At 73.7% G+C, this 13,287-nt stretch carries 10 protein-coding genes; 3 read left to right on the top strand and 7 right to left on the bottom strand.

Annotated features, from left to right (window positions below; genetic code table 11):
- Positions 1-58: 58 nt before the first annotated feature.
- Positions 59-1,507, top strand: a complete 1,449-nt coding sequence (locus ITX44_RS03620) for a C40 family peptidase (RefSeq protein ID WP_236060010.1) — start codon at positions 59-61, stop codon at positions 1,505-1,507.
- A gap of 206 nt (positions 1,508-1,713) precedes the next feature.
- Here the strand turns inward: ITX44_RS03620 and ITX44_RS03615 are convergent, their stop codons facing one another.
- Genes ITX44_RS03615 through ITX44_RS03595 form a run of 5 tightly spaced genes read right to left on the bottom strand, consistent with a single transcriptional unit; the run spans position 1,714 to position 7,308 of the window.
- Positions 1,714-2,952 carry a styrene monooxygenase/indole monooxygenase family protein gene (locus ITX44_RS03615; RefSeq protein WP_205355509.1) on the bottom strand — a complete coding sequence of 413 codons (1,239 nt, stop codon included), beginning with the start codon at positions 2,950-2,952 and terminating at the stop codon, positions 1,714-1,716.
- A 31-nt stretch (positions 2,953-2,983) separates the two neighbouring features.
- Positions 2,984-3,592: a GTP-binding protein gene (locus tag ITX44_RS03610; protein WP_205355508.1), complete on the bottom strand. Its 609-nt coding sequence runs from the start codon at positions 3,590-3,592 to the stop codon at positions 2,984-2,986.
- Positions 3,573-3,989 (bottom strand): DUF742 domain-containing protein, encoded by a 417-nt coding sequence (locus ITX44_RS03605; protein WP_205355507.1) that lies wholly within the window; start codon positions 3,987-3,989, stop codon positions 3,573-3,575. Before ITX44_RS03605 ends, ITX44_RS03610 begins: the two co-directional genes overlap by 20 nt.
- Entirely contained in the window at positions 3,989-4,486 is a 498-nt protein-coding gene (locus ITX44_RS03600) for a roadblock/LC7 domain-containing protein (RefSeq protein WP_205355506.1), read from the bottom strand. Before ITX44_RS03600 ends, ITX44_RS03605 begins: the two co-directional genes overlap by 1 nt.
- Positions 4,483-7,308 carry a sensor histidine kinase gene (locus ITX44_RS03595; protein ID WP_236060009.1) on the bottom strand — a complete coding sequence of 942 codons (2,826 nt, stop codon included), beginning with the start codon at positions 7,306-7,308 and terminating at the stop codon, positions 4,483-4,485. The genes ITX44_RS03600 and ITX44_RS03595 overlap by 4 nt, the downstream gene beginning before the upstream one ends.
- A 363-nt stretch (positions 7,309-7,671) precedes the next feature.
- On the opposite strand from ITX44_RS03595, the gene ITX44_RS03590 reads away from it, so the two are divergent.
- Complete coding sequence (locus ITX44_RS03590; RefSeq protein WP_205355505.1) at positions 7,672-8,442, top strand: beta/alpha barrel domain-containing protein; 771 nt, start codon at positions 7,672-7,674, stop codon at positions 8,440-8,442.
- Positions 8,443-8,788: 346 nt separating this feature from the next.
- Here ITX44_RS03590 and ITX44_RS03585 read toward each other — a convergent pair whose 3' ends face one another.
- Positions 8,789-9,256 (bottom strand): MarR family winged helix-turn-helix transcriptional regulator, encoded by a 468-nt coding sequence (locus ITX44_RS03585; RefSeq protein ID WP_205355854.1) that lies wholly within the window; start codon positions 9,254-9,256, stop codon positions 8,789-8,791.
- A 294-nt stretch (positions 9,257-9,550) separates the two neighbouring features.
- Here ITX44_RS03585 and ITX44_RS03580 point away from each other — a divergent pair, with 294 nt between their 5' ends.
- Entirely contained in the window at positions 9,551-10,420 is an 870-nt protein-coding gene (locus ITX44_RS03580) for a lysozyme (RefSeq protein ID WP_205355504.1), read from the top strand.
- A 256-nt stretch (positions 10,421-10,676) separates the two neighbouring features.
- On the opposite strand, the gene lon is transcribed toward ITX44_RS03580, so the two are convergent.
- Positions 10,677-13,094: an endopeptidase La gene (lon, locus tag ITX44_RS03575; protein ID WP_205355503.1), complete on the bottom strand. Its 2,418-nt coding sequence runs from the start codon at positions 13,092-13,094 to the stop codon at positions 10,677-10,679.
- Positions 13,095-13,287: the final 193 nt, after the last annotated feature.

Raw genomic sequence — 13,287 nt, 5'->3', positions numbered from 1 at the left:
CCGTGACAGGATGCCTGACCGAGCATCTGTTACCCGCCGGTTACGGGGAGATGAGGGGATGTCCGTGGTACGACGGAGCAAGGCGTGGTTGCGGTCCGCCGTGGTGTGCGGCTCGCTGCTGGCCGCCGCCTCGCTGTCCCTGCCGGTCGCCCAGCAGGCCGCCGCCCGCCCCTACGATCCGCCGGCCGCGGCGCCCGTGGCGCTGCCGCAGTTGCTCGCGCAGCTCCAGAGCCTCTACTCGCAGGCCGAGAGCGCCACCGAGGCGTACGACCGGGCCGCACGGGACGCGGCCACCCTGCGGGCCAGGGCGAACGCGATCGACGCGCAGCTCGCCGACCAGAAGGTCGCCGTCGCCGGCAGCCGGGCCGAGGCCGGGCTGATCGCCCGGCAGATGTACCAGGACGGCGGCATGTCGCCGTATCTGTCGATGCTGGCCGGGCAGACCCCGCAGGACTTCTTCGGGCAGCAGCACATCATCCAGCGGGCCGCCGGACACCAGAAGGACGTGGTCACCCGGCTGACCGCCGGTGAGGCGAAGCTGAAGGACCTCAACACCCAGGCCCAGCGCGCGCTGGACCGGGCCGAGCACGCGCAGGCGCTCCAGCAGGCCAACCGGACGCGGGTGCAGAACCAGCTGAAGCAGGTCGAGGCGCTGCTCGCCGGGCTCAGCGGCTCCCAGATCGGCCAGTTGCAGGCGCTGGAGCAGCAGGGCACCGACAAGGCGCAGCAGCAGTTCCTCGCCTCCCGGACGCTGGGCGCCGGCTGGCAGACCCGGGCCCCCTCCTCGGCCGGCGACCGGGCGATCGCGTACGCGTACCAGCAGCTCGGCAAGCCCTACGTGTGGGGGGCGCAGGGGCCGGACGCCTTCGACTGCTCCGGGCTCACCTCGCAGGCCTGGCTGCACGCCGGGGTGGTCATCCCGCGCACCAGCCAGGAGCAGTGGGCACAGCTGCCGCACGTCCCCCTGGACCAGCTCCGCCCGGGCGACCTGGTGATCTACTTCTCCGGCGCCTCGCACGTGGCGATCTACATCGGCGACGGCCTGGTCATCCAGGCGCCGCGGCCCGGAGCCTTCGTCAAGGTCTCCCCGATCGCCGCCAACCCGGTCCTCGGCGCGGTCCGCCCGGACCCCGGCGACCAGCCGCTGCCGCGCTACACCGTGCCGCCCATCCCCAAGCAGGCCGAGGCGCCGACCCCGATCACCTCGGGGAACCTGACGAACCCGCCCGGCGCAGGCGGCTCCCACCCCGGCGGTTCCACCCCGGGCGGCACCGGCACGGTGGCCGCGCCCCCGGCCCGCCCGGTCACCACCCCGCCGACCGCCCCGGCCACGCCCGGCAGCCCGGCAAGCCCGTCCGCCACCCCGTCCAGCTCGCCCTCGGCCACCCCCACCTCGGCGGACCCGAGCCCGACGGACGGCGGCACCCCGACACCCACGACACCCACCCCGTCCGGGACGCCCAGCGGCACCCCGTCCGCGAGCGGCACGCCGAGCCCGACGCCGTAGGCCGTAGGGCAATAAGCCGCCCCCAGGGGCGCGGGGAACTGCGCGAGCTCCCCCAGAGCTTCGCCTGGGGATACCCCCAGGCGAAGGCTCTGGGGGAGGTCCGGAGACGGCAGCAATCACCCTTCGGGTCGGTGGCGACCCGCACCAGGTCCGGCGGTACCGAATCGCCGCCGGCCCAAGCCGGATGGAGCCAGGACACTGCCCCGTTACCCCGCCGCCCCGGTGGCCGCGAGGAAGGCACTCGCCCGCTCCGGGTCGTAGAACCAGTGCTCGAAGTCGGCCGGGTCGTCGAAGCCGTTGGCGAACCGGTCGGCCACCGGCTGGAGGGTCCCGGCCGCGCCGAACAGGCCGAGGACGTGCTCGGGCAGTGGGCCGAGCATGGTGTTGGTCCACTTGGTGGCCGGCCCGGCCAGCGCCCAGAAGCGGTCGAAGGCGGACTCCATCCAGGCGCGGTCGAACGGCCGGTCGCCGTGCCCGGTGATCGCCTCCAGGTAGACCGCGGCGCACTTGGCCGCCATGTTGGCCCCCTGGCCGGTGAGCGGGTCGTTGGCCACCACTGCATCGGCCACGCCCAGCGCGAGTCCGCCGGCGGGGAGTTCGGCCACCGGTTCGCGGACGGTGGGGGTGAGCCGGCCGACCAGCGTGCCGCCGGCGTCGGTCAGCTCGACCGCGCCCGCCCGGTCGTACTCCCAGGGGACGTACGTACGCATCAGGTCCAGGATCAGCCGCAGCCGCTCGGCCGGGTCCCGCACGCCCCGGAAGACGTCGGCCGGACCGCCCGGGCGCGCCTCCCAGAACAGGATGTCGCACGGCCCGGAGGTGGTCAGCGCCGGAATGACGAAGAGCGCGCCGACGTCCGGCACCAGATTGCAGCGCACCGCCCGCACGTCCGGGTGCTCCGGGCGGGGGCCGAGCCCGTGCACGTAGGCCACGGCCAGTTCGCGCTGCGGTGCCGCGTAGGGCGAACGCGCCGCGTCCCGGCGGAACATGGCGCCGATCTCGCCCCGGCCGGCCGCGACCAGCACCAGGTCGTAGGCGCGGGAGAACCATTCCAGGTCGGAGGCGGCCGCCCCGTGGATGACCAGGGTGCCGCCGCGCTCGGCGAAGGTCTCCATCCAGCCGGCCGTCTTCACCCGCTGGTCCACGGACTGCGCGGCGCCGCGCAGCCGGCCCAGCCAGTCGATCGGGCGGCCGCCGTCCGGGCCGGCCACCGAGACGCCCAGGCCCTCGGCCCGCGGCGCCTGGTCCGCCCAGAAGTCCAGGCCGAGCGCGGCCTCGTGCCCCAGGGCGGTGGCGAACAGGCACTGGGTGGACATCACCGGGCCGCCGCGGATCTCGTCGGCGGTCCGCTCGGACATCACGGTCACGTCGTGCCCCCGGGCCTGCAGCCCGAGGGCGAGCTGGAGTCCGGCCTGGCCGGCTCCCACGACGAGTATCTTCCGCACGGCGGCCCGCCTCTTCACGTCGTCCCGGGACCTACAGGGGCTGCTCGGTCATCGCGTGGGTGACCAGGGCGAGCAGCGCCTCGATCACGGAGAAGCGCCGGCGCGCGTCGATGATGAGCACCGGGATGTGGTGGGGCACCGCCAGTGCCTCGCGGACGTCGTCCGCGGTGTACTCGGTCGTGCCCTCGAACTGGTTGACGGCCACGGTGTAGGGCAGGCCGCTGCCCTCGAAGTAGTCCAGTGCCGGGAAGCAGTCGGCCAGCCGGCGGGTGTCGGCGAGCACGATCGCCCCGATCGCGCCGCGCACCAGGTCGTCCCACATGAACCAGAACCGCTGCTGCCCGGGCGTGCCGAACACGTAGAGCACCAGGTCCTGTTCGAGGGTGATCCGGCCGAAGTCCATGGCCACCGTGGTGGTGGTCTTGTCCGGGATGGCCGCGAGGTCGTCCACCGCCTCGCTGGCCTGGGTCATCACGGCTTCCGTGGTCAGCGGGGTGATCTCGGACACCGAGCCGACGAAGGTGGTCTTGCCCACCCCGAAACCGCCGGCCACCACGATCTTCGTGGAGGTCGGCGAACCGCGGCGGTCCGTCTGCCAGCCCTGCAGGCCGTCCTGCCGGTCAAAGCCTGCGAAGTCCACTGAGCACCCTTTCCAGCAGCGCGCGCTCCGGTCCGTCGGGCCCGTGCCCGGTACCGTACACGCGGATCCTTCCCTGGTCGGCCAGGTCGCTGAGCAGCACCCGCGCCACGCCGAGCGGAATCCGCAGCAATGCGGAGACTTCGGCCACCGACCGCGTCTTTCGGCACAGTCCGACGATCGCCCACGCCTCGGGCGTCCCGGGCTCGGACTGCTCGCTCTCCTCGGCGACCGGATGGTCGCCCGGCCCGTCGATCGTAGCCACCAGCGTCTCGACGAGCAGCTCGTGTCCGGAACGGGTACGACCGCCCGTCAGAGCGTACGGCCTCACCCGGGAGGTCCGACTGTCGGCCCCCTGCCCGGCGGGGGCGGGCCCCGACGGGTCGGGCGGCGGCTCCATCAGCGGGAACTCTCCATGGCCTGGTGCAGTTCGGTGCGCAGCGCCGGGGTGAGCACATGTCCGGCCCGCCCCACGAACAGGGCCATGTGGTAGGCGACCACGCTCACGTCGCACTCGGCGACGGCGTGCACGCCCAGCAGCGAGCCGTCGCTGATGGACATCACGAACAAAGTGCCCTCGTCCATGGTGACGGTGGTCTGCCGTACGCCGCCGCCGTCCATCAGCTTGGCCGCGCCCGCGGTGAGCGAGGCGAGCCCCGAGACCACGGACGCCAGGTCCATCCGGGCCCCGCCGGGACGCGGTCGCGGCACCCGGGCGGCCGGGGCGCGGCCGGCGGCCTCGTCCTGCGGCTGCGAGGCGAGCAGCGGCAGCCCGTCGGCGGAGACCACGGCGACGGAACGGACGCCGGGCACCTCCTCGACGAAGTTCCCCAGCAGCCATTGCAGGTTGCGCGCCTCGTGGCTGAGGTCGTTGGACTGTGTGCCGACCGCGTTCACCGGGTCGCCTCCTCGACGGTTGCTGTCTGACCTGCTGCGTCCCCCTGAGTCCCCGTACCTGCCGGACGGTCGCCCGGGCCGGCCGCTTCCGCCGCCCCGGCGTCTCTTCCGGGCCGGTCGTGGCCGAGTACGGTGCCGGCCGCATGCGGATCCGGGCCGGCTACGGCGCCGGGTCCGTCCGCGTCCTGGGCGGGTACGGCGCCGGATTCGTGCACGCCCCGGGCGGATACCGGGCCGGGTCCGGCCGTCTCCTGGGCCGGTACGGTGCCAAATCCGTGCCCGTCCGCGCCCGATACGGTGCCGGCCGCATGCGGATCCGGGCCGGCTACGGCGCCGGGTCCGTCCGCGTCCTGGGCGGGTACGGCGCCGGATTCGTGCACACCCCGGGCGGATACCGGGCCGGGTCCGGCCGTCTCCTGCGCGGGTACGGCCGCGCGTGCGTGCTTGCGGCGGACCGGGAGCGGTTCGGCGCCGGGTGCGGGCCGGGCCGGAAGGGCCTGGTCGCCGAGGGTCGCCTCGGCCTCGTGCTCGGCGTCGCGGCGGCCGTCCCGCAGGCCCTGCTGGAGCCCGGCGAGCTTGCGCCGCAGCGCGTCGGCGTCCACGCCGCCGGACGGCCGGTTCCGGGCCGCGGGTTCGCCGCTCAGCCCGGTGGCCCGCGGCACCCGCTGCGGCAGTCCCTTGGCGGTGAGGGCCAGGGGCTCGCCGCCGGGCCCGGTCGGTACGGGCGGCAGGGGCGGTACGGGCATCGCCGGCGGCTGTGCGCGCTGGGCGGGTACGGGCGCGGGTCCGTGCGGTTCGTGCTGCGCGGCCCGCTCGTGCCGGGCGCCCGCCCGGTGGGGTACGGCAACGGGCTCCGGGTCCGCGGCCGCCGGCTCGTGGGTGACGTGCTCGGGCGTGGCCTCGGGCGCGATCGAGTACGTGACCGGGGCCGCGGCCCGGGCCGGGTGCGGGGCGGGCGCCGCGTCGGGGAGGAGCGCCAGGGGCAGGACGACCGTCGCCGTGATGCCGCCGGAGGTCCGAGGGGCCAGCCGGACCTGGACGCCGTGCCGGTGGGCGAGGCGGGCGACCACGTACAGGCCCATACCGGAGGTCGCGCCCGGCGGGTCCGGGTCGGGGTCGGCGAGCAGCACGTTGATCACGGCCATCCGCTCGGGCGGGATGCCGATGCCGGAGTCCTCCACGCTGAGCAGCACCTTGCCGTCCGGCAGCAGGTGGCCCGACAGGTTGATGTCGGACGCGGGGTCGGAGAAGGCGGCGGCGTTGTCGAGGAGTTCGGCGACCAGGTGGCTCACGTCGTCCGCGCCCCGGCCGGTCACCCGGCCCTCGGGCACGGACTGGACCCGCACGCGTTCGTACGGCTCGATCTCGGACAGCGCGGCCCGGGCCACGTCGATCAGCTCGACCGGGCGGGCTGCGGCGCCGTGGCTGTGCTCGGTGCCGGTGAGCACGAGCAGGTTCTCACTGTTGCGGCGCATCCGGGTGGCCAGGTGGTCCAGCTTGAACAGGGTGCCCAGCCGGTCCGGGTCCTGCTCGTGGTCCTCCAGGCTCTCGATGAGCGCCAGTTGCCGTTCGATCAGGCCGAGGGTGCGCAGGCCGAGGTTCACGTACGTGATCCGGTCGGCGGTGCGGGCGGTGGCCCGGGCGAGCCGACCGGCCAACTCCTCACGGCTGCGCAGCAAATCGCCCTGGGTCCGCAGGAGTTCGTCCCGGGTCCGCAGCAGTGCCTCGTGCTCGGCGGTCAGGGCGCTGCCGGCCTCGGCCGCCGCGGTCCGCTCGGCGGCCAGGTCGGTCACCCGGGTGCGCAGCGCCTGCGTCTCGTGGGTGAGGGCGTTGACCCGCCGGGCGACGTCGGCGAACTCGTCGGCGCCGACCACCCGCGCGCCGGTGCCGCTCGCCGGGTCGGCCTTGGACCAGGCGTGCAGGGCGGCCAGCGGGCGGGTCAGCGTACGGAACAGCGTCACCAGCACGCCGGTCAGCAGCACCAGGCACAACAGGCCGAGGGCGGCGCGTAGTTCGAGGACGGTGACGACGTGGGAGCGGTGGGCGTGCGCCGCGCGCTCCTCGTCGGCCAGCGCGGAGGTCTGCACGCCGCGCATCAGGTCCAGCCGCGCGGTCAGCGCGGAGCTGGCCTCGCCGGCGCCCAGGGCCCGGCCGGCCGGGGTGAGGTCGGCGGCGGACAGCAGGATGCCGAGGTCGTGGTCCGCCCGCGCGGCGTCGGGGCCGGTGACCGTGCGGTCGTAGCGGTCCCGCAGGTTCGCCGCGGCGATGGCGCGGAACTCGGTGAGCGCCGCCTGCTCCTGGACGCGGGCGGTCTGCGCGGCCGAGACCGGGGCGGCCTGGTCGCCGCTGCCGGTCAGGGCGGCCACCAGCAGGCCGCGCTGCACGCCGGCGGCGGTCACCGCCCGGCTCAGCGGCCCGGTGGCCGGGCCCGCGAGCCGGTCCAGGGCGTCGATCAGCGGTTGGTACGCGGCGACGACCGCGCCGGGCCCGCCCGAACCGGCCATCGCCTGCTGCCGCACCGCGGCGAGCCGCGCGAGGGTGGTCTTCAGGCCGGCCGGGGCACCGGCGGTGACCTCGCCGAGCTGCCGGTCGGTACGGGCCCGGTCCGCGTCGGGCAGCGCGCCCGAACGGCCGCCGGCCACATGACCGGCCAGGTCGTCGCGTTCGTCGGCCAGGTCGTGGGCGAGGACGGCGGCGCTCGATGCCAGCCGGCTGCTGTCCACCCGGTGCTGGGCGGTGGTCAGGTCGTGCCCGGCCAGCACCACGCCGGGCGCGGCCGCCGCGAGCACGGCCGCCCCGCACACCAGGAGTGCGGCGAGCATGCGCTGCCTGACCCGCAGCCCGCGGGGGTGACGTCGTTCTCGCACGTTCGGTGCTCGCAATCGCATGTCGCCTGGGCCCGGGCCACCCCGGGACAACGCACAGTCCTCCCGACCCTGGCATCCCGGCCGGTCAGGGGGCCAGGTGTCCCTGCTCTCGACACCCGAACGAGTGAATCTCACACGGAAGTTAACGGACAACCCGGATCCGGAACGTGACGCTCCGCCAGGTCATCGCGCTGTTGGCGCGTCCCCCCGAGGTTTGGCAGGATGGCCGCCCGCATCCGCCCCGCCGGCCTCCGGACCCGTACCGCCCCGCAGGGGGTTCGAACACAGCGCTCCGGACGGGTCCGGCACACTGGCCGCATGCGCATCGAGACGGCGACCGAGCCCGGCGCCCCCGGCGGGGCCAACGAGGACTTCGTGTCGGTGGCCCTGCCCGCCGCCGGACGCGGCGGCGCCGTCGTCCTCCTCGACGGGGTCACCCCGCCCCCGGACAACGGCGGCTGCGTCCACTCCGTCCCTTGGTTCACCGCTCACCTCGGCGGCGCCCTGCTCGAACTGTCCGTTTCGCGCCCCGACCTGACGCTCGCCGACTGCCTCGCCGCGGCCATCACCCGCACCGCCGACGCCCACCGCGACACGTGTGATCTTTTTCACCCGCTCACCCCGCAGGCCACAGTCGTGCTGGTCAGATGGTCCGACGACGCCGTCGACCACCTCGTCCTCTCCGACTCCGCCCTGCTCGTCGAGGGTGCCGACGGCTCGGTGCGGCCCCACCTCGACGACCGCATCGAGCGCCTCCGCGCGGCCGGCCTCCGCGTCGCCCCCTTGCGTAATCGTGAAGGCGGCTTCTTCACGGCCGCGGCCGATCCTTCCGTGGTCAGCCGCGCCATCTCGGGCCGCACTCCCCGCACTGCCGTGCGGGCCTTCGCCGCCCTGACGGACGGAGCCGCACGTTCCGTCGAGGTCTTCCGTTCCGACGAGTGGGCCTCCGCCTTCGCCTTGCTCCGCAAGGAAGGGCCCGACGCCCTCATCTCCCGGGTACGCGGCTTCGAGCGAGCCGATCCGGAGGGCGTCGCCGTCCCCCGCGGCAAGGTCCACGACGACGCGACAGCGATCTTCGTCGAGCTCTAGGCTCCGCCCGGTAGCGGGGTTCCGCACGGGGTGCCCGGACCCGGAGTACCGCACGGGGTGCCCGCACCTGTTGTGTCCGGACCTGCGGTCCGTGGTGGTTACGCGCGCAGTTCCCCGCGCCCCTGGGTTTTCCGGCGTCGCCGCACTCCGCAAACGCACCGCGCCCCTGGGTTGTCGTGGCCGGCCGCTGCGGGCGGCGTGCACCACGGAATACCCAGGGGCGCGGGGAACTGCGCGACAAGCCACCCACCGGACCGCAGGTCCGGAGACGGCAGAAGGGGGCAGCCCGTGCGGTCCGGTCACCCGGGAGAAGGCTCGGCCGACGTCCGGTCACCCGGGAGGAGGGTTACTGGTCGTCGGCGAGGCCATTGAAACGGTGGAGGAGACGCGAAAGCTCGGCCACCTCCGGGCGGTCCCACGTGGAAAGTTGCCGCACGAAGCGTTCGCGGCGAGCCCTCCGTACACGGGCGTACCGTTCGCGCCCCTCGTCCGTGAGCCGCATGAGGAAAGCGCGGCCGTCACCGGGATCGGGTTCACGCGTGACAAGCCCAAGCTCTTCCAACGCGCGAAGCTGACGACTCATCGTGGCCTTGCCGACCCCGAAGTACGCCGCGAGGTCGGTGGCCCGTTCGGGCTCGGCCTCCTCCAGGCGGACCAGCAACCCGTACGCGGCCGGCTCCAGCTCGGGATGCACGGCCCGGGCCAGTTCCCCGGAGTACGCGCGGGCCCGCCGGAACAGCACGGTCAGTTCACGTTCCAGCGCGTCGGTGGCACTGTCGGTGGACGTGTCCGCGGCCGCTCCAGGGGCCGTCACAGGGGCCCCTTCAGTGGCCCCCTCCGCAGCCGCGTGCACCGCTCTCGTCTCGGCCGCGCCGGGGCGGTCCACCTGCCTCGTGTCCTTCACACGTCCCCCGTTCCCCGTTCCTCGCCGCTTTCAACGGCTGAAAGTTTTCTTCACCCACGGTGGTTTCCGCAGCACGTCAAGTATTTCGCAGGCGTAGACCATCGGCGGTCCCAGGCGCCTCTTCCACGCGCGTAGCGCCCCACCGTACCGTCATTTCTGTCATGACCATCCCAAGGTCATGCCGAGTCCCCACTGGAGGCACGCATGTCCCACGGAGGATTCTCCGTCGTGCACGGCACTGGCTCGGCCCGGACCCGGCTCACCCTCCTCGCCGGTCTGCTCGTTTCCCTGCTCGCCGTCGCGCTGGCGCTGCCCGGCGCGGCGACCGCCGCCCCCACCGCGGCGAAGAACCACGTCACCCACCCCGAACTGGACTGGATGGGCTCGACCGTCAAGGCCCACGAAGGCAACGGCTCGTCCGCCCCCGGCACGGTCGGCCCCATGACCGCGCAGACTCCCGGCATGGACGTCTCCGGCTACCAGGGCAACGTCAACTGGTCGGCCGCCTGGTCCAACGGCGGCAAGTTCGCGTACGTCAAGGCCACCGAGAGCACCACGTACACGAACCCGTACTTCGCCCAGCAGTACAACGGGTCGTACAACGTCGGGATGATCCGCGGCTCGTACCACTTCGCGACGCCGGACACCTCCGGCGGGGCCACGCAGGCCGACTACTTCGTCGCACACGGCGGCGGCTGGTCCGCCGACGGCAAGACGCTGCCCGGCGCGCTCGACATCGAGTACAACCCCTACGGCGCGACCTGCTACGGGCTCAGCCAGTCGGCCATGGTCAACTGGATCCACGCGTTCGCCAACGAGTACCACGCGCGCGAGGGTGTCTACCCGGTGATCTACTCGACCTTCGACTGGTGGAACACCTGCACCGGTAACAACGGGGGCTTCGCGGCCACCAGCCCGTTCTGGATCGCCCGCTACAACACGACGGCCGGCACGCTGCCCGCCGGCTACGGCTACTACACGTTCTGGCAGTACGCGGACTCCGGCGTCTTCCCGGGCGACCAGGACTACTTCAACGGTGCCCTTGATCGACTCCAGGCCCTCGCCCTGGGGTAACTGGTTTCCGTCTTCCCGGCTTGGGCTGGTTGCGCCCCGCCCTGCCCCGCACTGTGCACTTGCGTCCACCTGCCGGTGGACGGCTGAGCGCGCAGTTCCCCGCGCCCCTGGGTAGTCCGTGGTGCACGCCGCCCACGGCGGCCAGCCACAACAAGGGGCGCGGGGAACTGCGCGACAAGCCCCCCACAACCGTTGCTCCGGCAACGGCCGTGGGGGGCTGTTCGGGCGGCAAGGTCCAAGCCGGGACGGCGGACCGTTACGCCGCTACGGGCACTTCGTCGGTCAGCGAGCCGGCAGGCTCGAGCGCGAGCTTGAGGACCTGGCGGACGTCGGAGACGGGGTGGACGTCGAGCTTTTCGAGGATCTCGGCGGGGACGTCGTCGAGGTCGGGCTCGTTGCGCTTGGGAATCACGATGGTGGTGATCCCGGCGCGGTGGGCAGCGAGAAGCTTCTGCTTGACGCCGCCGATGGGCAGGACGCGGCCGGTGAGGGAGACCTCGCCGGTCATGGCCACGTCGGTACGGACCCGGCGGCCGGACAGCAGGGACGCGAGGGCGGTGGTCATGGTGACACCCGCGCTCGGCCCGTCCTTGGGCACTGCGCCGGCGGGCACGTGCAGGTGGACGCCGCGGTCCTTCAGGTCGCCGACCGGGAGTTCGAGTTCGGCCCCGTGCGAGCGCAGGAAGGACAGCGCGATGTGCGCGGACTCCTTCATCACGTCGCCGAGCTGGCCGGTCAGGGCCAGTCCGCTGCCGCCGGTCTCCGGGTCGGCCAGCGACGCCTCGATGTAGAGCACGTCGCCGCCCGCGCCGGTGACCGCCAGGCCGGTGGCCACACCGGGCACCGCGGTGCGCCGCTCCTCCGGGTCCTGGGCGGACTCCGGTACGTGGTGCGGCCGGCCGATCAGCGCGCGCAGGTCGCCGTCGCCGACGGTGAACGGCAGCTTCTGCTCGCCGAGTTCGGCCCGGGCCGCGACCTTGCGCAGGATCCTGGCGATGGTGCGCTCCAGGTTACGGACGCCGGCCTCCCGGGTGTACTCCCCGGCGAGCCTGCGCAGCGCCTCCTCGTCGACGCCCACCTCGTCCGCGGCCAGGCCCGCCCGCTCCAACTGGCGCGGCAGCAGGTGGTCCCGGGCGATGACGACCTTCTCGTCCTCGGTGTAGCCGTCGAGGCGGACCAGCTCCATCCGGTCCAGCAGCGGCTCGGGGATGGCCTCCAGGACGTTGGCGGTGGCCAGGAAGACCACATCGGACAGGTCGAGCTCGACCTCCAGGTAGTGGTCCCGGAAGGTGTGGTTCTGCGCCGGGTCGAGGACCTCGAGCAGGGCCGCGGCAGGGTCGCCCCGGTAGTCGGAGCCGACCTTGTCGACCTCGTCGAGCAGCACGACCGGGTTCATCGAGCCGGCCTCCTTGATGGCCCGCACGATCCGGCCGGGCAGCGCGCCCACGTACGTCCTGCGGTGGCCGCGGATCTCGGCCTCGTCGCGGACGCCGCCGAGGGCGACCCGGACGAACTTGCGGCCCATCGCGCGGGCCACGCTTTCGCCGAGCGAGGTCTTTCCGACGCCGGGCGGGCCGACCAGGGCCAGCACCGCGCCGCCGCGCCGGCCGCCCACCACGCCGAGGCCGCGGTCGGCCCGGCGCTTGCGTACGGCCAGGTATTCGGTGATGCGCTCCTTGACGTCGTCCAGGCCCGCGTGGTCCGCGTCGAGCACGGCCCGGGCGCCGGACACGTCGTACGTGTCCTCGGTGGTGGTGTTCCACGGCAGTTCCAGGACGGTGTCCAGCCAGGTCCGGATCCAGCTGCCCTCCGGGGAGGCGTCCGAGGAGCGCTCCAGCTTCTCGACCTCCTTCAGGGCCGCCTCGCGGACCTTCTCCGGCAGGTCGGCGGCCTCGACCCGGGCCCGGTAGTCACCGGCCTCGTCCTCGGGGTCCCCGTTCAGCTCGGCCAGCTCCTTGCGGACCGCCTCGAGCTGCTGGCGGAGCAGGAACTCGCGCTGCTGCTTCTCCATGCCCTCCTGGACGTCCTTGCGGATCGTGTCGGCCACGTCCTGCTCGGCCAAGTGGTCCTTGAGCCGCTGCACGGCCAGCCGCAGCCGGGCCACCGGGTCGGCGGTCTCCAGCAGCTCGATCCGCTGCTCGATGCTCAGGAACGGGGAGTAGCCGGAGTTGTCGGCGAGCGTGCTCACGTCGTCGATCTGCTGCACCCGGTCCACCACCTGCCAGGCGCCGCGCTTGCGGAGCCAGCTCGTGGCCAGTGCCTTGTATTCCTTCATCAGCTCCGCGACGGTGCCGGACGCCTCTTCGGGCGTGGGCTCCTCCACCACGGTGCCCTCCACCCACAGGGCCCCGCCCGGTCCGGTGGTGCCGGCGCCGATCCGGACCCGGCCGCGGCCGCGGATCACGGCCCCCGGGTCGCCGTCCGACAGCCGGCCGACCTGCTCCACGGTGCCCAGCGTGCCCACCGCCGCGTACTTTCCGTCCACGCGCGGGACCAGCAGCACCCTCGGCTTGCTCGTCCCGCTGCCGGGCTGCGCGGCCTGCGCGGCCTCGACAGCGGCGCGTACTTCGGAGTCGGTCAGGTCCAGCGGGACGACCATGCCCGGCAGCACGACCTCGTCGTCCAGCGGCAGCACGGGCAGGGTGAGGGGGCTGGAGGTCGACTCAAACGCCATGATCTCTCCCTATGCAAGCAAGTTGAGTACACCCGGCTCAACCCCTCGGGTGCTCCGGGTGTTCCCGGACCCCTGTTCGCCCTGAGCGATCGCTCCCTTGCAGGGTGCGGTTGCCTGCGGCGGCCAGCCCGGAATACCCAGGGGCGCGGGGAACTGCGCGAGCAACCGGCCACCGGCCGGTGGTCCGGATACG

Origin of the sequence: Actinacidiphila acididurans (genome assembly GCF_016918855.1) — a bacterium.
In the GTDB taxonomy this organism is placed as follows: Bacteria; Actinomycetota; Actinomycetes; order Streptomycetales; family Streptomycetaceae; genus Actinacidiphila; species Actinacidiphila acididurans.
Note: the sequence above shows the minus strand (reverse complement) of the source record. Positions and strands in the feature narration are given on the sequence as shown.

Coding starts and splice junctions, on each gene's coding strand:
- lon (WP_205355503.1), bottom strand. CDS start 13,094: ATGGCGTTTGAGTCGACCTCCAGCCCCCTCACCCTGCCCGTGCTGCCG.
- ITX44_RS03620 (WP_236060010.1), top strand. CDS start 59: ATGTCCGTGGTACGACGGAGCAAGGCGTGGTTGCGGTCCGCCGTGGTG.
- ITX44_RS03580 (WP_205355504.1), top strand. CDS start 9,551: ATGTCCCACGGAGGATTCTCCGTCGTGCACGGCACTGGCTCGGCCCGG.
- ITX44_RS03590 (WP_205355505.1), top strand. CDS start 7,672: ATGCGCATCGAGACGGCGACCGAGCCCGGCGCCCCCGGCGGGGCCAAC.
- ITX44_RS03605 (WP_205355507.1), bottom strand. CDS start 3,989: ATGGAGCCGCCGCCCGACCCGTCGGGGCCCGCCCCCGCCGGGCAGGGG.
- ITX44_RS03595 (WP_236060009.1), bottom strand. CDS start 7,308: ATGCTCGCCGCACTCCTGGTGTGCGGGGCGGCCGTGCTCGCGGCGGCC.